Origin of the sequence: Pseudomonas sp. NFACC02 (assembly GCF_900110765.1) — a bacterium.
Classification (GTDB): Bacteria; Pseudomonadota; Gammaproteobacteria; order Pseudomonadales; family Pseudomonadaceae; genus Aquipseudomonas.
Window position 1 is genome coordinate 84,636 of record NZ_FOEO01000012.1, and the last position, 22,185, is coordinate 106,820.

The window sequence follows — 22,185 nt, forward strand, 5'->3', positions numbered from 1 at the left end:
TAGAGCCTGAAATGACCGACTACAAAGCCACGCTTAATCTTCCGGACACCGCCTTCCCGATGAAGGCCGGCCTGCCCCAGCGCGAGCCGCAAACTCTGCAGCGCTGGGACAGCATTGGCCTGTACCAGAAGCTGCGCGAAATTGGCAAGGATCGTCCAAAGTTCGTTCTGCACGACGGTCCTCCGTACGCCAACGGCAATATTCACATCGGTCATGCGGTCAACAAGATTCTCAAGGACATGATCGTCCGTTCGAAGACCCTGTCGGGCTTCGACGCGCCTTATGTTCCGGGCTGGGACTGCCACGGTCTGCCGATCGAGCACAAGGTCGAGGTTACCCACGGCAAGAACCTGCCTGCGGACAAGACCCGCGAGCTGTGCCGTGCCTATGCGGCCGAGCAGATCGAAGGTCAGAAAGCCGAATTCATTCGTCTGGGTGTGCTGGGCGACTGGGCCAATCCGTACCGGACCATGGACTTCGCCAACGAAGCCGGAGAAATCCGTGCGCTGGCGGAAATGGTCAAGAACGGTTTCGTGTTCAAGGGCCTGAAGCCGGTCAACTGGTGTTTCGATTGCGGCTCGGCCCTGGCGGAAGCGGAAGTCGAATACCAGGACAAGAAGTCGTCGACCATCGACGTCGCCTTCCCTGTGGCTGACGCCGACAAACTGGCCGCAGCTTTCAGCCTGCCGAGCCTGAGCAAACCTGCAGCGATCGTGATCTGGACCACCACCCCGTGGACCATCCCGGCGAACCAGGCGCTCAACGTTCACCCGGAATTCAATTACGCGCTGGTAGACACCGGCGACCGCCTGCTGGTCCTCGCTGAAGAGCTGGTCGAGGCATGCCTCCAGCGCTGGAATCTCGAAGGTTCGGTGCTGGCCACCGTCCCTGGTTCGGCGCTTGAGCTGATCAACTTCCGTCACCCGTTCTATGACCGTATGTCGCCGGTTTATCTGGCCGAGTACGTCGAGCTGGGCGCCGGTACGGGCGTGGTTCACTCCGCGCCAGCCTATGGCGAAGACGACTTCGTGACCTGCAAGCGCTATGGCATGGTCAACGACGACATCCTCACCCCGGTTCAGAGCAACGGTGTGTACGCCCAGTCGCTGGAGTTCTTCGGTGGCCAGTTCATCTGGAAAGCCAACCCGGCCATCGTCGACAAGCTGCAGGAAGTCGGTGCGCTGCTGCACACCGAAACCATCACTCACAGCTACATGCATTGCTGGCGTCACAAGACGCCGCTGATCTACCGCGCCACGGCGCAGTGGTTCGTGGGCATGGACAAGCAGCCAGCCGCTGGCAATACCCTGCGCAACCGCGCGATCAAAGCCATCGAAGACACTAAGTTCGTCCCTGCCTGGGGCCAAGCGCGTCTGCACTCGATGATCGCCAATCGTCCTGACTGGTGCATCTCCCGTCAGCGTAACTGGGGCGTGCCGATCCCGTTCTTCCTGAACAAGGAAAGCGGAGAGTTGCACCCACGCACCGTCGAGCTGATGGAAGAGGTTGCACTGCGCGTCGAGAAAGAAGGCATCGAAGCCTGGTTCAAGATGGACGCGGCTGAGCTGCTGGGCGACGAAGCGCCGCAGTACGACAAGATCTCCGACACGCTGGATGTCTGGTTCGACTCGGGTACCACGCACTGGCACGTTCTGCGCGGCTCTCACCCGATGGGCCATGAAACCGGTCCGCGCGCCGACCTGTACCTGGAAGGCTCCGACCAGCACCGTGGCTGGTTCCACTCCTCGCTGCTCACCGGCTGCGCGATCGATAATCACGCGCCGTACCGCGAGCTGCTGACCCACGGTTTCACCGTGGACGAGAATGGCCGCAAGATGTCCAAATCGTTGGGCAACGTCATCGCGCCGCAGAAAGTCAACGACACCCTGGGCGCCGACATCATGCGTCTGTGGGTTTCCGCCACCGATTACTCGGGCGAGATGGCCGTTTCGGAAACCATCCTGCAGCGCAGCGCCGATGCTTACCGCCGTATCCGCAACACCGCGCGTTTCCTGCTCTCCAACCTGAGCGGCTTCAACCCGGCCACCGACCTCCTGCCTGCTGATGAAATGCTGGCGCTGGACCGTTGGGCCGTGGATCGCACGCTGTTGCTGCAGCGTGAGCTGGAAGAGCATTACGGTGAGTACCGCTTCTGGAACGTCTACTCCAAGGTGCATAACTTCTGCGTGCAGGAGCTGGGCGGTTTCTACCTGGACATCATCAAGGATCGCCAGTACACCACCGGCGCCAACAGCAAGGCACGCCGTTCCTGCCAGACCGCGCTGTTTCACATCTCCGAAGCGCTGGTTCGCTGGATCGCGCCGATCCTGGCGTTCACGGCAGACGAGCTGTGGCAGTACATGCCGGGCGAGCGTAACGAGTCGGTGATGCTCAATACCTGGTACGAAGGTCTGAGCGAGCTGCCGGAAGGCTTCGAGCTCGACCGCGCCTACTGGGAGCGGATCATGGCGGTCAAGACGGCCGTCAACAAGGAACTGGAGAACCAGCGTGCGGCGAAAGCCATCGGTGGCAACCTGCAGGCCGAAGTGACGCTGTACACCGAAGACGATCTGACCGGCGACTTGAACAAGCTCGGCGATGAGCTGCGTTTTGTGCTGATCACGTCCAAAGCAGGTCTGGCGCCGTTCGCCAGCGCGCCTGCCGATGCCGTGGTCACTGAAGTCGCGGGCCTCAAGCTGAAAGTGGTGAAGTCCGGCTACACCAAGTGCGCACGTTGCTGGCACTTCCGCGAAGACGTCGGCGTGCACGCTGAGCATCCGGAAATCTGCGGTCGTTGTGTCGATAACATCAGCGGCGCGGGCGAGGTTCGTCACTATGCCTAATGCGTCGGCTGGTCGTATGGGTCGTCTTGGCTGGCTGTGGTTGAGCGTGCTGGTCGTGGTCATTGACCAGGCCAGCAAGTTCTACTTCGAGAACGCGTTGAGCCTGTATCAACAGATCGTGGTCATCCCCAGCTATTTCAGCTGGACGCTGGCCTACAACACGGGCGCGGCGTTCAGCTTCCTGGCTGACAGCTCCGGCTGGCAGCGCTGGCTGTTTGCGTTGATCGCCGTGGTGGTCAGCGCGGTGCTGGTGGTCTGGCTCAAGCGCCTTGGGCGCAATGAGACCTGGCTCGCGGTTGCCCTGGCACTCGTGCTGGGTGGCGCGCTAGGCAACCTGTACGACCGCATCGCGATTGGCCACGTGATCGACTTCATTCTGGTGCACTGGGACACTCGCTGGTATTTCCCGGCGTTCAATTTTGCCGACAGTGCGATCACTGTAGGCGCGATCATGCTTGCTCTGGATATGTTCAAGAGCAAGAAAACCGGAGAGCCCGTTCATGACTGAACACGCTACATCGGAAACACGCATCGGTCAGAACACGGAAGTCACCCTGCATTTCGCGTTGCATCTGGAGAACGGCGACACTGTCGACAGCACGTTCGATAAAGCCCCGGCGACCTTCAAGGTGGGCGACGGCAGTTTGTTGCCCGGTTTTGAAGCGCTGATTTTTGGCTTCAAGGCGGGCGATAAGCGCACCCTCCAGGTGCCACCGGAAAATGCGTTCGGACAGCCCAACCCGCAGAACGTGCAGATCATGCCGCGCTCGCAGTTCCAGAACATGGAGTTGGCGGAGGGCTTGCTGGTGATCTTCAACGATGCGGCCAATACTGAGCTGCCAGGCGTGGTGAAGGCGTTTGACGACGATCAGGTGACCGTCGATTTCAACCACCCGTTGTCCGGTAAAACGTTGACCTTTGAAGTCGAAATCTTCGAGGTGAAGGCGCTCTGAGCGATCGGATAACCCGTGGCCCCGACATGGCTCGGGGCCTTTTCGTTTTTATGTTTCATTGCACGTAGACACGAGGCACATCATGCAAATCAAACTCGCCAACCCACGTGGCTTCTGCGCCGGGGTGGACCGTGCGATCGAAATCGTCAATCGCGCGCTGGAAGTGTTTGGCCCGCCGATCTACGTGCGCCATGAAGTGGTTCATAACAAATTCGTCGTCGAAGACCTGCGCAGTCGCGGTGCGATCTTCGTCGAAGAGCTGGATCAGGTCCCCGACGACGTCATCGTCATTTTCAGTGCTCACGGCGTTTCACAAGCCGTGCGTACCGAAGCCGCCGGTCGCGGTTTGAAAGTGTTCGACGCGACCTGCCCGCTGGTGACCAAGGTCCATATCGAAGTCGCACGTTACAGCCGCGACGGGCGTGAATGCATCCTGATCGGCCATGAAGGTCACCCGGAAGTCGAAGGTACGATGGGCCAGTACGACGCCAGCAATGGCGGCGCCATCTACCTGGTCGAAGACGAGGAGGACGTGGCTAACCTGCAGGTCCAGAACCCGGAAAAACTGGCGTTCGTGACGCAAACGACCTTGTCCATGGACGACACCAGCCGGGTCATCGACGCCTTGCGTTCGCGCTTTCCCGCCATCGGTGGCCCTCGTAAGGACGACATCTGCTACGCCACCCAAAACCGTCAGGACGCCGTCAAACAGCTGGCCGACGAGTGTGATGTGGTCCTGGTTGTAGGCAGCCCGAACAGCTCGAACTCCAATCGTCTTCGTGAACTGGCCGAGCGCATGGCGACCCCGGCCTATCTGATTGATGGCGCCGAAGACATGCAACGCAGCTGGTTCGACGGGGTTGAACGAATTGGCATCACTGCGGGGGCTTCGGCGCCAGAAGTCCTGGTTCGTGGCGTGATTCAGCAGTTGCAGGCCTGGGGTGCTATCGGCGCCGACGAGTTGGCGGGGCGGGAAGAAAACATCACCTTTTCGATGCCCAAGGAACTGCGCGTCAAACAGGTCGAGTAACCCGTCTCATGCGCACGGTTCCGTGCCGAAGCCTTCGCGTCGAAGGCTGACGCGTCCCGTGACCGCGATTGCGACTTGAGCGTGGCTGGCGGGTGAGTCTTTAAGGCACACCGCCAGCGTGCCGTTGCCGTTGTTGATCAGCCTGCCCGTGCTGTCAAAACCGACGCGGGCCGCGACTCGCGTATTGCCCACCACCCTGATGTTTCGATGACCGCTGCGTTCGGCAAGGATCGGTTCGTCGTCGTCTCGAAACTGATTCCGGTTGATGTCCACGAAAACATTCCACCCTCGACCCCAGCCGCCATCCAGGGCCTGCATGATTACCGGTTGACCTCTCAAGATCGCTTCTACGCGCGCCAGCCTCAGGCCGCTGATCAATTGCTGAGCGGTGTCCTGACGGCGTTGCGAGTCAATCAGGGCGCCAAACGCCGGCACTGCCATTGCCGCGATGACCCCGATCAATACGATTCCCGCCAGCAGCTCTATGAGCGTCAATCCCTTCTGCCTCACTCTGGTGCTCCCGATCCGAATGCCCGCTAGCAGACCTGTCTGAGGAGAAGCTGGCAAGGGCGCCGATTGTCAGCCGATATGTCCGCAAGGTGCGGTTACACACCCGTCTGGCAGGCTTTTGGTTATGGGCTTCAATGGTCCCTGCACATGGATTTGCGGAGAGGCTGGATGGATACGAAATGGGGGCAGGCAGGGATAACGCTGATCGAAGTGTTGGTCGCCCTGGTGGTGTTTTCCATTGGCGCGCTGGGCGTGGCCATGTTGCAGCTCAACGCGCTGAAGCACACCGACAGCGCCATGCGCAGTACACAAGCAAGCTTTATCGCGCAGGATTTGCTGGAGCGCATCCGCGCCAATCCCGGCGCGAACTATGCGCTGTCCTCCTTAAGTCAGGCGCCGACGTCCGGCAATCCCGATAACCCCAGAGATCAGGACCTGTTCGATTTCGCCGACCAGCTTCGGCGCAGTGTGGGAGAGGATGCTGAGGCCAGCGTCTCGGTCGTCGGTGCTCACGTCACCCTGGCGCTGGAGTGGGATGACTCACGCGCAGAAGGTGATACCGGGCACCGGCAAACGCTCACGCTGAGCAGCCTCACTCAAGCCCTTCGACCATGAAGCGCAGGGTGAGGGGGTTTGGCCTTGTGGAAATCATGCTTGCCTTGGCCCTTGGACTGGTGATGTCGCATGCATTGATGCAGATTTTTATCAGCAGCAAAAACACGTACTTGAGTCAGTCATCGGCGGCGGGCCTGCAAGAAGATGCGCGTTTCGTCCTCAGCAAGGTGGTTCAGGAAGTTCGCCTGGCAGGTATGGCTGGCTGTCTGGCGACGGTTCGTGACGCTAGCGCAGGTGGACAGTTCTCATCGGTCGCTCGGACACCTGTGGAGTGGGACGCGCAGCAACAGTCACTGACATTGATGACGGCAGGCGTAGGGCAGGGCGGATCCTGGCACAACTGGGAGATTCACACCGATTGCCTGTCCTCCGCCACCGCATGGACCCGGGGCCGGGCGCCGCGTCTTGCCGAGGGCGAAATGATGCTGCCGATCCACAAGCAGGTGTATCGCTTCAATCCGGGGCGTAGCGAGCTGGCGCTCAACGGACAGCCACTGATCAGCAACGTCCGCGCATTCAGCGTGCTCTTCGGCGTCGCGGAGGGTGTCGGCAAGCCCGGGATTGCGCGGTACACCGATCAACCCGACCCCACGCTGATCCGCAGCGTGCGGCTGACACTGACGCTCTTCGACCCGGCAGACCGTACGCAGGAGCAGACCTTTAATGTGGTCGCTGCCATTCGTAACCGGCTTGAGTGAGGAGACACCGATGAACGCCCAACGCGGGGTGGTGCTGATTGTCAGTCTGGTGTTCCTCCTCCTGCTGACCCTGCTAGCCACCTCTTCCATGCAAAACGCCACCCTTCAGGAGAAAGTGTCAGGCAGCCTGACGCTGCGCCACCAGTCGTTCCAGAAAGCCGAAACAGTGCTCAGGGCCGCAGAGGCAACTGTCCTTGAGCCCGGCTTCTTTCTCCCTGAATGCGCGAGCCCGACGTTATGCCTGCCGCCGAAGGACGCGCTGACGCGATCTACGGCTGGCTCTGGTGGTCAGTCTGGCGTGATCTGGGTGGCCAGCCCCGGCGGGCTCTTTGGCGTTCAGCATCTGGGGCAAACCGATGATCCGGCAGGCGCAGCCGAGCGGAGCGGGTTTCGCCGGCTATACCGCGTCACGGCCATCGGCCTTCAGGGCAGCGCCCGGACAGTGCTGGAAAGTATCCACACCGAAGAGCGGCGAATCATGTGGCGGCAACGGTTATGAATGGACGACCACTCCCGAGGCACACCAAGGGATTTACCCTGATCGAATTGCTGATCGCCATCGCCGTTGTCGCGATCCTGGCCGCGATCGCATACCCGACATACACCGAGCACACGAAGAAAACCCGCCGCTCGGAAATCGCCGGCGTGCTGGTCGAAGAGGCGCAAAGGCTGGAGCGTTTTTATTCCCGCGCAGGGCAATACTCAGACACGGCCAGACCACCCGTTCGGGAACATGAAGTCTCCGTCGGGAATGCCTTTTACGCGATCAGTGCCGAGCGTTCGGAGCAGGCGTTCGTTCTGACGGCTTTGCCTGTCGCCGGAACGCCGATGAGCGGCGACAGGTGTGGTGGGTTTGTGCTGGATCACACTGGCAGGCACGACAATGTAGGGATGTCGGGTGGCGCCAGTGTTCAGGTGTGTTGGGGGCGGTAGGGGTTGATAAGAAAATGAGTGATCCCATTCATCGATAGCGGGCGCTCATCCAGCAAAAACTACCACACATCTTTCTTACAAAATTCGACACAATCTGCTGCGTTATAGTCTCCGTGTTAAGGAGACATTAAATGCCCAGACAGTATCGGGGTTTTACGCTGGTCGAATTGTTGGTCACCGTCACCCTCATAGGGATCATCGCTGTCATTGCAGTACCCAATTTCAGCGCAACCATACAGAAGTCAAAAGCCGACACTGAAATAAGCGATCTGCAGCGGGCGTTCAATTATGCGCGGCTTGAGGCCATTACCCGTGGTGTCAACACGAGTATTCAGCCCAGTATCGCCAACGCCGCCTGGACTACGGCGCTCAATGTCGTATTGACGTCTGACGGCACGGTCCTCAGGGTCATTCCCGCTATGAACACTGGCGCTACCCTGGATATTCCAAGCTCAGTCACATCGATATCCTTTAACAATCTGGGTGGCCTGACGACGCCGTCGTCCTCGTTGACCATCACCTACAGCCGGGGCACGAATACCCGGACGCTGGCTATCTGCCTGAATGGAAGAATCGTATTGAATGGAGTCTGCAATGCGACTTGATGGTTCGCGACGCCAATCTGGCATGACATTGATAGAGGTTTTAGTCTCGGTATTGATTTTAGGGATAGGGCTGCTAGGCGCTGCTGCTATTCAGTTAAATGCGTTGAAATACACTGACAGTTCGACTATGGCGAGCCAGGCAACTTTCATCGCCTACGACATGATGGACAGAATTCGAGCGAACGTTGATGGCAACGCTTCCTCCAACGGTGTGACTGACGTGCTGTCCACCTACGCTATTTCGGCTACCGATGCAGCGCCCGTCGCCAGTATGAACAATGCGCGAAATCAGGACCTGGCAGATTTCAAAGCCAATATCCTTACGTTTGGAGGCTCCAGTGCGACCGGCAGCATTGTCGTGGCGAAGCCAGTGGTCACGATCACTATTACGTGGGACGACACCCGAGCAATCACGGGTAATGATTCGGTGCGCGCCTCCAATCCTGGGTCTTCAATGCGCACGTTTAGTATCAGTTCGCGCATAGGCGTTAATGCGGTGACCCCATGAATAAACAATCCAGAGGTTTTGGACTGATTGAAATCATGGTAGCGCTGGTACTGGGGCTGATTGTGGTCGCAGGCATCATTCAGATATTTATTTCGACCAAGACCACGTTTCAGAGCCAGAACAATGCCGCCCGTATGCAAGAGGATGCCCGGTTTGCGCTCAGTAAGCTGATTCAGGAAATCCGGATGACCGGTATGTATGGTTGCCTCAAGCTCGATACGACCCCGGTCGCGGGGGCTATCGCTGCCCCGCCCAATCTGACAAATCCCATCCGTTGGGACGCCGCAAGGGCCCAGTTGACGCTGGTAACGGCGGATATCGGTACCAGTGGCACAAACCCAACCTGGACCATTATTTCCGATTGCCAGACGTTTTCCCAACTGTACGCAGGTGCCAGGACCCCCGGCGACGCGACCAAACAGACCGCATTTCCACTGCGCCAGCTTGTGTACACGCTAACCGGAACGCAACTGACGCTCACAGACGGTTTGACGGGCGCGGCGCAGATACTGGTGGAAAATGTCAGTGCGTTCAACGTGTCGTTTGGTATGGCGGGTTCACCGATGAGTTACAGCACTACTTTAACGGATGCCTCTTCTACCTCGGTGCGGAGCGTGAGATTGAGCCTAACGCTGACTGATCCTGCGGGCAAAGTTGGCCCTCAGACGTACAACGTCGTTGCCGCCTTGAGGAATAGGTTTTGAACCGGATGATCAGGCCTGCGATGTGTACTTTCAACGGGTATCCGGGAGGACCAAAAAAGCAGTCCGGCATGGCGTTGATCGTAAGTCTGGTGTTCTTGTTGCTATTGACCTTCCTGGGCATTTCTTCGATGCAGAGCGCGAATTTACAGGAAAAAATGGCGGGCAGTTTAGCAATGCGCAATCAGTCATTTCAGGCGGCGGAAGCCGTGCTGCGGTTGGGCGAATCTTCAATTCAAAAGAGTGATTTCACATTGGCTGCCTGTACGTATTGCCTGCCTCCTCCTGAGTCGGGGAAGGTGAAGGCGGCGGGAATCTATTCAGGGACAGGGCAAAGTTCCGGTTTGGCTTGGCTCGCAGCGGGTACAGGTTTCTATTTGATCCAAAATCTGGGCGCGAAAGGTACGCCAGTCACCACCCCGTTGTCATGCCAGGCCGCCACGTCATTTACCTTGTATCGAGTCACCGCTGTTGCAAGCCAGGGAACATCGTCGACTGTGCTGGAGAGCATTTATGCGAAATGCGGTTCATAGTTTCCTTCGCGCAAGCCTCAAGCTCCTTTTGGGGTGTGTCCTGACGTTGTACGTTGCTGCACCGACTTACGCGTTTACCCCCGCTCAGTTTCCGTTGCTGAGCGCCTCTGCTGTTGCGCCGAACCTCATGCTGCTCGTGGATAACTCTGGCAGCATGAATCACGTGCTCAGAGATGCCGCCTATAACAATGCCAATAATTATGGCAGCGTTTATAACGTTGATTACCGGTGCGGTTTATTTTCATGTACTTACTTTCAAAGTGATCAAATTGTTGGAGAGAATATCTATGTTTCCAGTTTTTCACGTGGTAGCTGCAACAACGGCTACTACATGTTCTATACCAATTCGTCCACCAGTTACTGTCTGAAGCTTCCTACGCCTTCAGGCACTTCAACCCTCTACAGCTCAAACTATCTGGCGTATCTGATTTCCATTACAGGGGCGCTGAGAGTCAAGGATTTTACCACCAGCACTATCCCTCAACAGTCCCGAATCTCGGCTGCCATAGACGTTGCCACCGACCTTATTACTAATAATCGGGCCATACGTACTGGCTTGGCCGTGCTGAACCCTACCAGTGGAAGTGTCATCAGCTACCCGGTCAGCGATATTTCTACCACGGACACGACTGGTAATTTCAATAAGCTCAAAACCGCCATCAGCGGACTGACTGCCAACGGCGGCACACCCCTAGCTGAAACGTATTACGATATCACCCGATATTTTCGGGGCATGACTTCGTTCTATACACGGAATACTCAGTACACCAGTCCCATCCAGTATCGATGTCAAAAAAACTATGGAGTGGTCATTACGGACGGACTACCGTCTACGGACTCTACGTTTCCAACCGCAGGTCAGGACCCGGCCGACCCCACTGGCCGCCTGCCCAACTGGGACGGCAATCTGGCAAATGACGGTCCCAGAACCGGTTCGAATGCGGACGGGGATACCCTCTATCTGGATGACCTTGCGTTATTTGCCTACGACATCGATATGCGCACCAACACCAGCACGCCCGCGCTCGACAATGCGGGTAAGAGTTGGGACAACGCGGGCTTCCCCAAGCAGAACATGGTGACCTATACCGTCGGCTATACGGTTTCCAATCAAATGCTTATCGATGCGGCGGCTTACGGTCATGGTGCGTATTATCAGGCCAACGGCAGCGACGCTCTCAGCGATGCTTTGAACGCGGCATTGAATGACATCAACTCCAAGGCAGGCTCCGGTGGTGGAGGCGCCGCAAGTTCCACAATACTTCAGGCAGGCACCCGTTTTTACCAGACGTTGTATGACCCTACTGACTGGCACGGGACGATTCGAGCCTATTCGCTGGACGCCACGACGGGGGCGCTGGGCAGCCAGCTGTTGTGGAATACCGATACCAAAATTACCAACAGTGCAACCGCGCCTGTTTACGAGTCTTACAACACAAACGGCAATGGATCCGTTGTCCCGCTCAGTTTTACCAATCTCTCTGCGGCCCAACAGTTGGTGCTCACTAATAGCGCTCCGACGACGCCCGCAGGTATTACCGGTGCCGATCTGGTTCAGTGGACCAAGGGCATCAATAAGACAGGCCTGCGCACCCGAACGTTGCTTCTGGGCGACATTATCAATTCTCCATTGGCAACTGCATTTCCTGGGGCTCAGACGGCTACGGATCTTCAAGGCGACAGTACCTACACGGGCTACCTGGCTTTCAAAGCCACCAATATGAACTCAAGCCTGTTGGCAAATGGTAACGACGGCTTTGTACATGTAATCGATGCCGGTAACGGCACTCAGCGCTACGCCTATATGCCTTCGCTGGTGCTTCCGTCTATCTCAACCATCGCGGCTACCGACTACGGCGTATCGAAGCACAAGTTCACGGTCGACGGTCAGATCTCGGTGTTTGATACGCAGAAGACCGCCGGTGGTGCATGGCAAACGATGGCGATTGGAGGTCTGGGCGCGGGCGGCAAGTCCTTTTACGCCCTGCAGTTGTTTGACGATAGCGGCTCCAACACGATCAAGGCGTTGTGGGAGATTCGTGCCCCCGACACCAATACCCCGGCCAACGATTTTAACGACTTGGGTTTTGCCTATTCCAAACCCGAGGTCGCTCGCATGGCTGGTGGTGCAGGTATTGTCGTCGTCGGTAACGGTTACGGCAGCTTCAACGGCACGGCTGCATTGTTCGTGCTGAATGCCCAGACTGGCGCACTGATAAGGAAAATAACGGTACCCGTTGCATCCGGAGAAACCGATAACGGATTGTCCTCAGTCAAGCTGCTGGTCAACTCTCAGAACATCGTGCAAGCGGCTTATGCGGGAGACCTTAAAGGGCACCTCTGGAAATTCGATCTCAGCGCAGCAAGCCCCACCGCTTGGGGTGTCGCATTCGGCGGCAAGCCTCTGTTCACTGCTCCCCGTGGTGCTGTTACCACTACCGTCAACGGAGTCACGACCACGAGCAACCAGCAGCCTATTACCGTGCAGCCGCTGCTGCTTGATCACCCCCTGAACGGAAAGCTGGTTTATTTCGGGACGGGCAAGTTCAATGAAACAGCGGACAAAACCACCACAGCTCAGCAGGATTTTTACGCCGTCTGGGATGGGAGCGCAGGCACGGGCGGCATTGTGGAGGCGGATCTGCAGCAACAGCTCGTCGGTGGTGCGGTCATTTCTGGCGGCAGCACTTACTACACCTCAAGCAACAACGATGTAGATTGGGCGACCAAAAAAGGATGGTATTTGCCGCTTGCGACAACTGCCCCCTACCTCGGCGAGCGGATTATTTATCCTGCGCAGACCAGTCGCGGCAGGATCATTTTCACGACTGCGGCGGTGAACTCCAGCGACCCTTGCGAAAGTACCGGTACTGGCCGTCTTTTTGAACTCGACGCGGCTACGGGTAGCATTCTCAGCTATCCGGTTCTGGATACGAACGCTGATGGCGATATCACTTCGAGCGATAAGCCAGTCAGCGGTTTAGCCATTGGCACAGGTATTCCAACGCTTGCGTCCGTTGTAAACGGAACGAATGGTGCCAATGACAATAAATACGTGCTCGACTCGAGCGGCGGTACGCCTACCAAGTTATTGGAAAAAGGCGGTAGCGTCAGCGGTTATCAACGCATCATGTGGCGACAGATTCAGTAGAGAAGACTTATGCATAAAAAATTGGCAGGTTTTACGCTCATCGAATTAATGATCACGGTCGCCATCATCGGCATTCTTGCTGCGATTGCTTACCCCAGTTATACCGAGTACGTGAAGAAGACAAGAAGAGCCGAAATCGCAGGACTGTTGTCTGAGCAGACGCAGACGCTTGAGCGCAGCTATTCGAGAAACGGCGGTACGTATGCGGGCACAACGGGCCTTTCTGCGGGCAACGCGTATTACACCATCACCTCCACCGTCAACGCACAGGACTTCACGCTGACGGCTGCACCTGTCGCAACAGGGATGATGAATGGAGATAAATGCGGGAGCTTCGTCATTACCAATACAGGTGCTAGAAGCAATACCGGAACGGCATCGACCACGACCTGTTGGGGCCGCTGATTCAACCTACTCTGGAACCTGTGATCCATGTCCAAGCAACACGTAGTCATCGTCGGCGGCGGCGTCATCGGTTTGTTGACGGCCTTCAACCTCGCCTCAAAAGTTCAGAGTGTGGTGCTGCTCGAGCGTTCGGGTGTGGGGCAAGAATCTTCATGGGCCGGCGGTGGCATCGTTTCGCCGCTGTACCCTTGGCGCTACAGCCCGGCCGTGACGGCGTTGGCGCATTGGTCGCAGGATTTCTATCCACAACTGGCCGAACGTCTGCTCGGTGCCACGGGCATCGATCCCGAAGTGCACAAGACCGGTCTCTACTGGCTTGACCTTGACGACGAGAAGGAAGCGCTGGCGTGGGCGCAACGGTTGAATCGCCCGTTGTCCTCCGTTGACATCTCCCAGGTACACGATGCCGTGCCGGTGATGGGGGGCGGCTATTCGCGCGCGATCTACATGCCCGACATCGCTAACGTGCGTAATCCTCGTCTCGTCAAATCGCTCAAGGCGGCGTTGCTGGCCATGCCGAACGTGATGATTCATGAGCAGTGTGAAGTCAGTGGCTTTGTGCGCGATGGCCATCGGGTCATTGGCGTGAGCACTGCCGCCGGTGATGTGCTTGCCGATAGCGTCGTGCTGGCGGCTGGGGCATGGAGCGGCGACTTGCTCGGCACCCTTGGCCTTGAGTTGCCGGTCGAGCCGGTGAAGGGGCAGATGATTCTGTTCAAATGTGCGTCGGATTTCCTCCCCAGCATGATCCTCGCCAAAGGTCGCTATGCAATCCCGCGTCGTGACGGGCACATTTTGGTTGGCAGCACGCTGGAATATGAAGGCTACGACAAGACACCGACCGACACGGCGCTTGAAAGTCTGAGGGCGTCAGCGGTCGAACTGATCCCCGCATTGGCGGATGCCGAAGTAGTGGGGCATTGGGCAGGTTTGCGACCAGGCTCTCCGGAGGGGATTCCATTCATTGGCCCGGTACCGAACCATGATGGGCTGTGGCTGAACTGCGGCCATTTCCGAAACGGACTGGTGCTGGCGCCCGCGTCCTGTCAGTTACTGAGCGATTTGCTGGTGGGCGAGGCGCCGATTATCGATCCTGTGCCGTATGCGCCAGAAGGAAGAATCCAGCGCTAAGCCGTCACTGCCTTCTGTACCAATCGGTGCAGGGACTCCGTACTGGCCAGCAGTTCTTTGAGCAGAGGCTCATCGATATCCATATACCCTTCGTACTCGGCAAGGTTGCGGCGTTCGTGGCAGAGGCCAAACAGACGGACCTGCACTTTGTCGAGGGCAATGGTATGGGGCAAACACTGGAAAACGAGGTATCGCCGGTCCGAGCGATACCCCATCAAGCGCATCGCGGCGAGAGCCAACGCATGTGCAGCGTTATAGCCCAGGTCGAAGCGGCTGGCGTAAGAAAGGGTCGAGTTGTGCGCATCCTTGAGGCGATCTGCAGCGGAGCGGATCAGTCCAGCGCATTCCTTGGAGTCGTAAGGTTCAAGCTTTAAACCACCACTGCGCACAAGGTTATCCAGATTGTCGTTGCTGCCCATTCCTTGGCGTACTCCGCATTTGCTTCAAATGATCTTGATCTTGTCCTGCTCGTTCACGCGCAGCACGAAGCTGTTTCCTGCTTTGAGCTTCGCCACCCAATCAGCGGGCGAATAAAGCGTCGGGTTGATGGTTCTGCCCAGTAATTCCTCGAGCGGGATCATACGCTCCATCACTTCGCTGTAACTCACTCCTTCGCCTATTAGCATCAAGTCAATGTCACTGGATGTGTTTGCGGTGCCTTTCGCGATTGATCCATAGATGAAGGCTTGCTGAAGACGGTCCGAGAACGGCATCAATGCCGCCCGCAAATGATCGGCGATGCCGAAAGTCTTACGCACGATAGCGACCAATTCCAGGAAAACGGGATTGTCGGGGTTGGCCTGGTAGTGAATCTGATTCCCCTGTCGGCTCGCCGTGACCAGGCCGGCGGAGTGCAGTTTCTCCAGTTCGCGGACCATGCTTCCCCTGCCAACCTGAGCCCATCGCCCGATTTCATTGGTGTAAAAGCTTCGCTCTGGATGGCCATATAGGAGACCAAGCAGCCGTTGTTGGGTTGTAGTGAAAAGTGCGTCGCCGATAGACATAAGCGCCCGATGCGATAAGTCCCAAAAAGGGAACGATAGGTCCCTTTTTGGGACTTATCAAGTGAGCAGACTTTTTCTGGCTACTCCAACCCCAACTTCTTCAACCGATAGCGCATTGATCTGAACGTCAGGTTCAATCGCTGCGCTGCGGCGGTCCGGTTCCAGCGCGTTTCTTCGAGTGCCTGGAGGATCAGCTTGCGTTCGATGCTTTCGAGGTAGTCTTCCAGATTGTCGATATTGGCCAGGCTCGGACCGTCTTCCTCGCTGGCGCTGACAGGCTCTGCCAGGCGCAGGTCGTCGGCGTCGATCTGGTCGTTTTCGCACAGCGTGTACGCACGCTCGAGCATATTCTCCAGTTCACGGACGTTGCCTGGAAAACGGTAGCCCTTCAGCGCGTTCAGGGCTTGGGAGGTCAGGCGCGCAGATGGTAGGTCAGTGCCTTCACCGAGGCGGCGAAGCACGTTGCTGGCGATTTCTTCGATGTCTTCGCGCCGCTCGCGCAGCGGTGGTACGCGCAGCTCGATGACATTGAGGCGGTAATACAAATCCTGGCGGAAACGTTGGGCGGCCACTTCGACACCGAGGTCTTTATGCGTGGCGCACAGGATGCGGACATCCACCACGTGTTCCTGCTGGCCGCCAACGGCACGCACCGACTTTTCCTGGATGGCCCGCAGCAGCTTGACCTGCATCGGCAGCGGCAGGTCGGCGACTTCGTCGAGGAAGAGCGTGCCGCCATTGGCGGCCTGAAACAGCCCGGGTTTGTCTTCATGGGCACCGGTGAAGCTGCCTTTTCGGTGGCCGAAAAACTCGCTTTCCATGAGTTCCGTCGGGATAGCCCCGCAATTGACCGGCACAAACGGCTTGTCGGCCCGCGGTCCTTGTTCGTGAATCAGCCGCGCGACCAATTCTTTACCGCTGCCTGATTCGCCGCTGATATAGATTGGCGCCTGACTGCGGGCCAGTTTGCCGATCTGCTTGCGTAAGGCCTGCATGGGCGGTGAATTGCCGAGCAGGCGATGGTCGATGCTGTTTTCGTTGGAAGGCGAGGCGTGCAGGCGCAATGCACTGCCCACTAACTCGCGCAGACGGCCTAAATCCACCGGTTTGGTGAGGAAATCGAACGCCCCTGCTTTCAGGGCATGGATGGCCGTGTCAACGCTCCCATGGGCAGTGATCATCGCCACGGGCACCTGAGTGTGGCGCTTCTGAATATGCTGCACGAGTTCGAGGCCGTTCCCGTCGGGCAGGCGCATGTCAGTCAGGCACAGGTCGAAAGGCTCCCGCGCCAGCCAGTCCTGAGCTTCTTTGACATTGCGCGCACTGCGCGTGTCCAGCTTCATTCGCCCCAGCGTGATCTCCAGCAATTCGCGAATGTCCGGTTCATCGTCGACGATCAGGATCTTTTGCCGTTGGCTCATTGTTCAACTCAATTTGAACGGATGGGCGAAGGTGATCCGCATGCAGCTGCCGCCACCTTCCCGTGGTGTGTAATCCAGATTTGCCTGATTGCTTTCGCACAATTCACGCGAGAGGTACAGGCCCAAGCCGGTTCCTTTGCTTTCGGTGGTGAAAAAAGGCTCGAAAATCTTCGTCAGGTGTTCGGTGGCGACACCAGGGCCATCGTCCAGCACTTCCAGGCTGGGCAACTCGCTGTGCGGATCATGGAACAATCTGAGCCAGACCTGAGCTTTTTCGTGCAGTTGCCCGCTGTAGCGCAAGCCGTTCTGCACCAGATTGGTCATGATCTGTTGCAACTGCTCGGCGTCCATGCGCGTGGTCAGGGTACCGCTGCCGGTTTCCAGATGCACAGACTGGCCGGCGGGCAGCCGACTGCGCAGGTCGTGGACGAAATGTTCGAGCCACAGCTTGAGGTCGAGCAGATGGGGTTCGGTCTGCCGTCGGCGGGACAGCTGCAAGACGTTCTCGATCACCAGATTCATCCGTTGCGATTGATCTTGAATGATTTCACTGAGACGCCGGTCCGGCCGGCTCAGTTCCTCCGATTCATGGAGCAACTGGGCCGCATGACTGATGGCCCCCAGCGGATTGCGGATCTCGTGGGCGATGCCCGCCGTCAGCCTGCCCAGCGCCGCAAGCTTGAGTTGTTGGGCTTGTTGGGAGATTTGCGAAAGGTCATCAAGAAATACCAGCGTGTGCCGGTGACTGCCGCGGGTCAGGGCAATGAAGCCCGGGCGCAGTACGGGGCCGATCGCTGACGTGGTCATGCTGCGCGGCGCCATGGAGGGGTTGATCAGCCATTGGCGCAAGCGCTCGACCAATTGGGGGGAATACGGATCGATGACTTCCCCGAGCAGGTGTTCATGCCCCAGCAAGGTCAACGCGCTCTGGTTGGCGAGCAGGACCTGACGGTTCGAGTCGAGTACCAGAATGCCTGTACGCATGCGCTGCAGAATCAGGGCGTTGAGCTGCTCCAGATTGTCGACGTCGGCCGCCCGCTTCTCGGCGATGTCTTCGCTGACCTGAAGCCGGCGAGCCAGCGTCTGTACCAGCAGCGCTGCGGCGAAGCACAAGGCGCCGAGTGAGCCCGCCTGGACGAAGTGATTGGCCGCCGCGGGTTGGTGGTAACTGATGAAGAAGGTCAGGTAGATGATGCCGATGGCTGAAACGGCAGCAATCAGCAGCCCGGTGCGCTTGCGCAAGAGCACGTTGCTGATGGCGACCGACGCCACAATCAGGTTACCGATGCCGCTCGGGGCGCCACCTCCGGCATAGAACAGTGCGCACAGCGTCAGTGCGTCGGCCATCGCCAGCGCGAACAGTTGCCCCTGACGACTGGGCCGTTCAAGCAGGACAACGACGAGGATGTTGAAGACCAGGTACAGCCAGCAACCCGTGCGGAACAGTTCGATGTCGGCGAGCTCGAGCAGTTCGGCATCGAGGCTGCTGGAAATCAACAGCACCAGCAGAATGCCGATGCTCAGACGGTACAGGTGATACAGCCGCAGAATGCGCTGGGCCTGTGGTGTGGCCAGCGACAGGGTTTCAGCGGTCACGTGCAGCAGGGCCCTGCAGGCGATGCGCTTCGGTGCAATACCATTGCTGACCCTGGCTGAGCGCCCGGTCGCGCGGAACATGTACGCCACACTGCGCGCAACGCACCATTGGCGCGGCCTCGACCTCGGGCGCCGCAGGTTTTTGGCGCGCCGAGGGGCCCTTGGTCACGCGTTTGTACAACCAGATGACCGCCATGATCAGGGCGATCCACATAATCAAGCGAATCATGTCTACCAGCTTATGAAGTGAAGATGCCGCAGTGTAGCCAAGGCGCTGTCTGCCGCACAGTGATCTGCGCCGATCCAGGCTGTCGGAAAACTGACTGAAATAAAAAAGAGGCCTCAAAGGGCCTCTTTTCCAGTAGCGCTCATACCGCGACGTTGATCAGTCGAAGAGACCGAACGTCATGTAGCTGAAGATCGAGCGGCTTTTTGGCGTGCCGTCATCATCTTCGTTTTTCTTGTCGGCTTCGTCGGGCTGGTTCTCAGGCAACAGGTCGGCCGGGATCGCTTCCTTGGCGTCCTGATACTGCTTGATCACGTCCTGGTTGGCGCGGGTTTCTCCCGGCGGCAACGGCGGACGGCTTTCGATCAGGCCCAGCGTCGCTTTCGACAGCCACGAGCGGTTGTCCGGATCGGGTGTACGCGGTTCGAACTTGCCATCGACCAGTTGCGGGAAGTCCGGGTAGTTGGCTTTCAGGACTTCCAGACTGGTGTCGGCCAGATCGTTCAGTTGCAGGCGCTGGTACGCCTCGACCATGACCGCAAGACCGTCCGGAACCGATGGCGTCTCCTGGAAGTTTTCAACCACGTAGCGGCCACGGTTCGCCGCCGCCACGTAGGCCTGGCGCGTCAGGTAGTAGTCGGCCACATGAATTTCGTACGCCGCCAGCAGGTTGCGCAGATAAATCATGCGCTGCTTGGCATCCGGCGCGTAGCGGCTGTTCGGAAAACGGCTGGTCAACTGGGCGAACTCGTTGTACGAGTCGCGCGCAGCCCCCGGGTCACGCTTGGTCTGATCCAGCGGCAGGAAGCGCGCGATGATGCCCACGTCCTGGTCGAACGACGTCAGGCCTTTCAGGTAGTAGGCGTAGTCGACGTTCGGGTGCTGCGGGTGCAGACGAATGAAGCGCTCGGCAGCGGTCTTCGCGGCTTCGGGCTCGCCGTTCTTGTAGTTGGCGTAGATCAGCTCCAGCTGCGCCTGGTCAGCATAGCGACCGAACGGGTAGCGGGATTCCAGCGCCTTGAGTTTTTCGGTTGCGCTGTTGTAGCTGTTGTTGTCCAGGTCGGCCTGCGCCTGCTGGTACAGCTCGACTTCACTGAGGTTTTCGTCGATGACTTCTTTCTTCGAAGAACAGGCAGCGGTAAGTCCGAGGATGGCTATCAGCAGCAGGTGTTTCACTTGCATGGCGGCTTGCGTCCCTATAACGGCCTGCTGTCTTGCGCAGGACCGTCCTGTTATGATGGGCGCCCCGTGGAACCCCCGGGACAAAAGACGCCGTATTTAACCACAAGCGCACAGCCGAAACCAAAGGCCAGTGCCACCTCCTAGTTTGAGCATGTCTGAGATCATAGAACTCCGCGCAGAGGTGCCGTCCGAATTGGGCGGTCAACGCCTCGACCAAGTCGCCGCCCAACTCTTCGACGAGCACTCGCGCTCGCGCCTTTCCGCCTGGATCAAAGACGGCCGCCTGACTGTGGACGGAGGCGTTCTGCGCCCGCGTGACATCGTGCACGGCGGTGCCGTACTGGTCCTCAAGGCCGAGCAAGAGGCTCAGGGTGAATGGGTCGCGCAGGACATCGAACTGGACATCGTTTATGAAGACGACCAGATTCTGGTGATCAACAAGCCGGCCGGACTGGTTGTCCACCCGGCCGCCGGTCACGCCGATGGCACGCTGCTCAATGCCTTGCTGCATCACGTGCCGGACATCATCAACGTCCCGCGTGCCGGCATCGTGCACCGTCTGGACAAGGACACTACCGGATTGATGGTGGTCGCCAAGACCATCCAGGCGCAGACCCAGTTGGTCACTCAGCTGCAGAATCGTAGCGTCAGCCGTATTTATGAATGCATCGTGATCGGTGTCGTGACGGCCGGTGGCAAGATCAACGCGCCGATCGGCCGTCATGGTCAGCAACGTCAGCGCATGGCGGTGATGGAAGGCGGCAAGCCTGCGGTCAGTCACTATCGCGTTCTTGAGCGTTTCCGTTCCCATACGCATGTCCGGGTCAAACTGGAAACCGGCCGTACGCACCAGATTCGTGTGCACATGGCGCACATCAACTTTCCGCTGGTGGGCGATCCGGCCTACGGCGGTCGTTTCCGCATTCCGCCAGCGGCCAGCGCCACGATGGTCGAGTCGCTGAAACATTTCCCGCGTCAGGCGCTGCATGCGCGTTTCCTTGAGCTGGATCATCCGACGACCGGTCAGCGCATGAGCTGGGAATCGCCGTTGCCGGATGATTTTGTCTGGCTTCTGTCGCTGCTCAAGCAGGACCGTGAGGCATTTGTCGGATGAGTGACGTCGTGGCGGACTGGCTGATTCCTGACTGGCCTGCGCCGGGCAGTATCAAATCGTGCGTCACGACTCGTGCGGGCGGCATCAGCGTTGCCCCGTTCGACAGCTTCAATCTGGGTGATCACGTTGACGACGATCCTGCAGCCGTTGCGCATAACCGTTCGCTGCTGACGTCGTGTCTGCACATCCAGCCCGCCTGGCTCAAGCAGGTCCACGGCATCAACGTCGTCGAAGCATCCCCCTCCGACGTGTTGCAGGCCGACGCCAGCTGGAGCCAGACGCCGGGCGTTGCCTGCACCATCATGACGGCTGACTGCCTGCCTGCTCTGTTCTGTAATCGCCAAGGCACTCAGGTGGCGGCGGCACATGCCGGATGGCGAGGGTTGGCTGCGGGCGTGCTGGAAGCGGCGGTCGACAGTTTTGCCGATGCGCCCTCACAAATTCTGGTCTGGCTGGGCCCGGCGATAGGCCCGCAGGCTTTCGAAGTGGGGCCGGAAGTCCGTGATGCCTTTATCGCCACGCACCCTGAGGCTATCGAAGCCTTTGTGCCCAGCGTCAACGCGGGCAAATTGATGGCCGATATCTACCAACTGGCGCGTCTGCGTCTGGCGGCGCATGGCGTGACGGCGGTGTACGGAGGCGGTTTGTCGACTTATAACGACGAACGCTTCTTCTCCTACCGCCGTGGAGCGCGCACCGGGCGGTTTGCGTCGTTGGTGTGGATTGACGCAGTCTGAAATGCCCGTTGTAGGAGCGTGGCTTGTCCCGCGAACGGCTGCGAAGCAGTCGTAAATCCGGCCAATGTGCTAGATCAATAGGCCCGCAGGCTCAGGATTTACTGCCGCTTCGCGCCAGATCGCGGGACAAGCCACGCTCCTACTGTTCGTCGCATTGCCCTTTCGCATTTTCTCCCGCTAATCCCCCTCAACAAGCTAATGTTGATCTGTGTCAAGCATCCACCGCTTGAATCCTGTGCAATTGGCCACATCTAAAGGGCTATCTGGCAGGTTTTCTTCATTCAGGTGT

Annotated in this window: 24 protein-coding genes; 17 read left to right on the plus strand and 7 right to left on the minus strand. The window is 58.4% G+C overall.

The features are described 5' to 3' along the window. The first annotated feature begins 11 nt into the window (after window positions 1-11). The 4 genes from ileS to ispH all read left to right on the plus strand — a co-directional run bounded on the left by ileS (window position 12) and on the right by ispH (window position 4,826). The gene (ileS, locus tag BMY73_RS12810; RefSeq protein WP_092407474.1) at window positions 12-2,843 is read left to right on the plus strand and encodes an isoleucine--tRNA ligase; all 2,832 of its coding nucleotides are present in this window, start codon (window positions 12-14) and stop codon (window positions 2,841-2,843) included. After that, window positions 2,836-3,351 carry a signal peptidase II gene (gene lspA / locus BMY73_RS12815; protein ID WP_062378779.1) on the plus strand — a complete coding sequence of 172 codons (516 nt, stop codon included), beginning with the start codon at window positions 2,836-2,838 and terminating at the stop codon, window positions 3,349-3,351. Before ileS ends, lspA begins: the two co-directional genes overlap by 8 nt. Continuing rightward, window positions 3,344-3,796, plus strand: coding sequence for an FKBP-type peptidyl-prolyl cis-trans isomerase (gene fkpB / locus BMY73_RS12820; protein WP_062378778.1), 453 nt, complete (start codon window positions 3,344-3,346; stop codon window positions 3,794-3,796). Before lspA ends, fkpB begins: the two co-directional genes overlap by 8 nt. Before the next feature lie 82 nt (window positions 3,797-3,878). Beyond that, window positions 3,879-4,826 (plus strand): 4-hydroxy-3-methylbut-2-enyl diphosphate reductase, encoded by a 948-nt coding sequence (ispH, locus tag BMY73_RS12825; protein WP_062378776.1) that lies wholly within the window; start codon window positions 3,879-3,881, stop codon window positions 4,824-4,826. 6 nt (window positions 4,827-4,832) lie between these two features. On the opposite strand, the gene BMY73_RS12830 is transcribed toward ispH, so the two are convergent. Next, window positions 4,833-5,336 (minus strand): GspH/FimT family pseudopilin, encoded by a 504-nt coding sequence (locus tag BMY73_RS12830; RefSeq protein WP_175500176.1) that lies wholly within the window; start codon window positions 5,334-5,336, stop codon window positions 4,833-4,835. A gap of 168 nt (window positions 5,337-5,504) precedes the next feature. Between BMY73_RS12830 and pilV (BMY73_RS12835) the strand changes: the two genes are divergently transcribed. From pilV (BMY73_RS12835) to thiO, 11 genes are all read left to right on the plus strand, one after another. Beyond that, window positions 5,505-5,951 carry a type IV pilus modification protein PilV gene (gene pilV, locus BMY73_RS12835; protein ID WP_092407478.1) on the plus strand — a complete coding sequence of 149 codons (447 nt, stop codon included), beginning with the start codon at window positions 5,505-5,507 and terminating at the stop codon, window positions 5,949-5,951. Further along, on the plus strand, window positions 5,948-6,649 hold the full coding sequence (locus BMY73_RS12840) for a PilW family protein (protein WP_092407480.1): 702 nt from the start codon (window positions 5,948-5,950) through the stop codon (window positions 6,647-6,649). The genes pilV (BMY73_RS12835) and BMY73_RS12840 overlap by 4 nt, the downstream gene beginning before the upstream one ends. Before the next feature lie 10 nt (window positions 6,650-6,659). Continuing rightward, window positions 6,660-7,148: a pilus assembly PilX family protein gene (locus tag BMY73_RS12845; protein WP_092407482.1), complete on the plus strand. Its 489-nt coding sequence runs from the start codon at window positions 6,660-6,662 to the stop codon at window positions 7,146-7,148. Continuing rightward, window positions 7,145-7,582 carry a type IV pilin protein gene (locus tag BMY73_RS12850; protein WP_092407484.1) on the plus strand — a complete coding sequence of 146 codons (438 nt, stop codon included), beginning with the start codon at window positions 7,145-7,147 and terminating at the stop codon, window positions 7,580-7,582. The genes BMY73_RS12845 and BMY73_RS12850 overlap by 4 nt, the downstream gene beginning before the upstream one ends. Window positions 7,583-7,713: 131 nt before the next feature. Beyond that, window positions 7,714-8,187, plus strand: coding sequence for a GspH/FimT family pseudopilin (locus tag BMY73_RS12855; RefSeq protein WP_092407486.1), 474 nt, complete (start codon window positions 7,714-7,716; stop codon window positions 8,185-8,187). Continuing rightward, a complete protein-coding gene (gene pilV / locus BMY73_RS12860; protein ID WP_092407488.1) occupies window positions 8,177-8,695 on the plus strand; it encodes a type IV pilus modification protein PilV in 519 nt (172 codons plus the stop codon). Before BMY73_RS12855 ends, pilV (BMY73_RS12860) begins: the two co-directional genes overlap by 11 nt. After that, complete coding sequence (locus tag BMY73_RS12865; protein WP_092407490.1) at window positions 8,692-9,399, plus strand: PilW family protein; 708 nt, start codon at window positions 8,692-8,694, stop codon at window positions 9,397-9,399. Before pilV (BMY73_RS12860) ends, BMY73_RS12865 begins: the two co-directional genes overlap by 4 nt. A gap of 5 nt (window positions 9,400-9,404) precedes the next feature. Next, window positions 9,405-9,929, plus strand: a complete 525-nt coding sequence (locus tag BMY73_RS12870; RefSeq protein WP_256571176.1) for a pilus assembly PilX family protein — start codon at window positions 9,405-9,407, stop codon at window positions 9,927-9,929. Further along, the gene (locus BMY73_RS12875; protein ID WP_092407492.1) at window positions 9,910-13,080 is read left to right on the plus strand and encodes a pilus assembly protein; all 3,171 of its coding nucleotides are present in this window, start codon (window positions 9,910-9,912) and stop codon (window positions 13,078-13,080) included. The genes BMY73_RS12870 and BMY73_RS12875 overlap by 20 nt, the downstream gene beginning before the upstream one ends. Window positions 13,081-13,089: 9 nt before the next feature. After that, entirely contained in the window at window positions 13,090-13,485 is a 396-nt protein-coding gene (locus BMY73_RS12880; protein ID WP_092407494.1) for a type IV pilin protein, read from the plus strand. 27 nt (window positions 13,486-13,512) lie between these two features. Further along, complete coding sequence (thiO, locus tag BMY73_RS12885; protein ID WP_092407496.1) at window positions 13,513-14,616, plus strand: glycine oxidase ThiO; 1,104 nt, start codon at window positions 13,513-13,515, stop codon at window positions 14,614-14,616. On the opposite strand, the gene BMY73_RS12890 is transcribed toward thiO, so the two are convergent. The 6 genes from BMY73_RS12890 to BMY73_RS12915 all read right to left on the minus strand — a co-directional run bounded on the left by BMY73_RS12890 (window position 14,613) and on the right by BMY73_RS12915 (window position 20,045). Beyond that, window positions 14,613-15,035 (minus strand): hypothetical protein, encoded by a 423-nt coding sequence (locus BMY73_RS12890; protein ID WP_092407498.1) that lies wholly within the window; start codon window positions 15,033-15,035, stop codon window positions 14,613-14,615. The genes thiO and BMY73_RS12890 overlap by 4 nt on opposite strands. Window positions 15,036-15,059: 24 nt before the next feature. Next, window positions 15,060-15,494: a nucleotidyltransferase domain-containing protein gene (locus tag BMY73_RS12895; protein ID WP_371914974.1), complete on the minus strand. Its 435-nt coding sequence runs from the start codon at window positions 15,492-15,494 to the stop codon at window positions 15,060-15,062. Between the two features lie 206 nt (window positions 15,495-15,700). Continuing rightward, window positions 15,701-17,041 (minus strand): sigma-54-dependent transcriptional regulator, encoded by a 1,341-nt coding sequence (locus BMY73_RS12900; protein WP_092407502.1) that lies wholly within the window; start codon window positions 17,039-17,041, stop codon window positions 15,701-15,703. 3 nt (window positions 17,042-17,044) lie between these two features. Then, window positions 17,045-18,637, minus strand: coding sequence for a sensor histidine kinase (locus tag BMY73_RS12905; protein WP_092407504.1), 1,593 nt, complete (start codon window positions 18,635-18,637; stop codon window positions 17,045-17,047). Then, window positions 18,627-18,866, minus strand: a complete 240-nt coding sequence (locus BMY73_RS12910) for a PP0621 family protein (RefSeq protein WP_092407506.1) — start codon at window positions 18,864-18,866, stop codon at window positions 18,627-18,629. The genes BMY73_RS12905 and BMY73_RS12910 overlap by 11 nt, the downstream gene beginning before the upstream one ends. 156 nt (window positions 18,867-19,022) lie before the next feature. Further along, window positions 19,023-20,045, minus strand: coding sequence for an outer membrane protein assembly factor BamD (locus BMY73_RS12915; RefSeq protein WP_062378748.1), 1,023 nt, complete (start codon window positions 20,043-20,045; stop codon window positions 19,023-19,025). 151 nt (window positions 20,046-20,196) lie between these two features. On the opposite strand from BMY73_RS12915, the gene rluD reads away from it, so the two are divergent. Continuing rightward, on the plus strand, window positions 20,197-21,159 hold the full coding sequence (gene rluD, locus BMY73_RS12920; RefSeq protein WP_092407508.1) for a 23S rRNA pseudouridine(1911/1915/1917) synthase RluD: 963 nt from the start codon (window positions 20,197-20,199) through the stop codon (window positions 21,157-21,159). 8 nt (window positions 21,160-21,167) lie between these two features. Continuing rightward, a complete protein-coding gene (pgeF, locus tag BMY73_RS12925; RefSeq protein WP_092407566.1) occupies window positions 21,168-21,896 on the plus strand; it encodes a peptidoglycan editing factor PgeF in 729 nt (242 codons plus the stop codon). Window positions 21,897-22,185 lie beyond the last annotated feature (289 nt).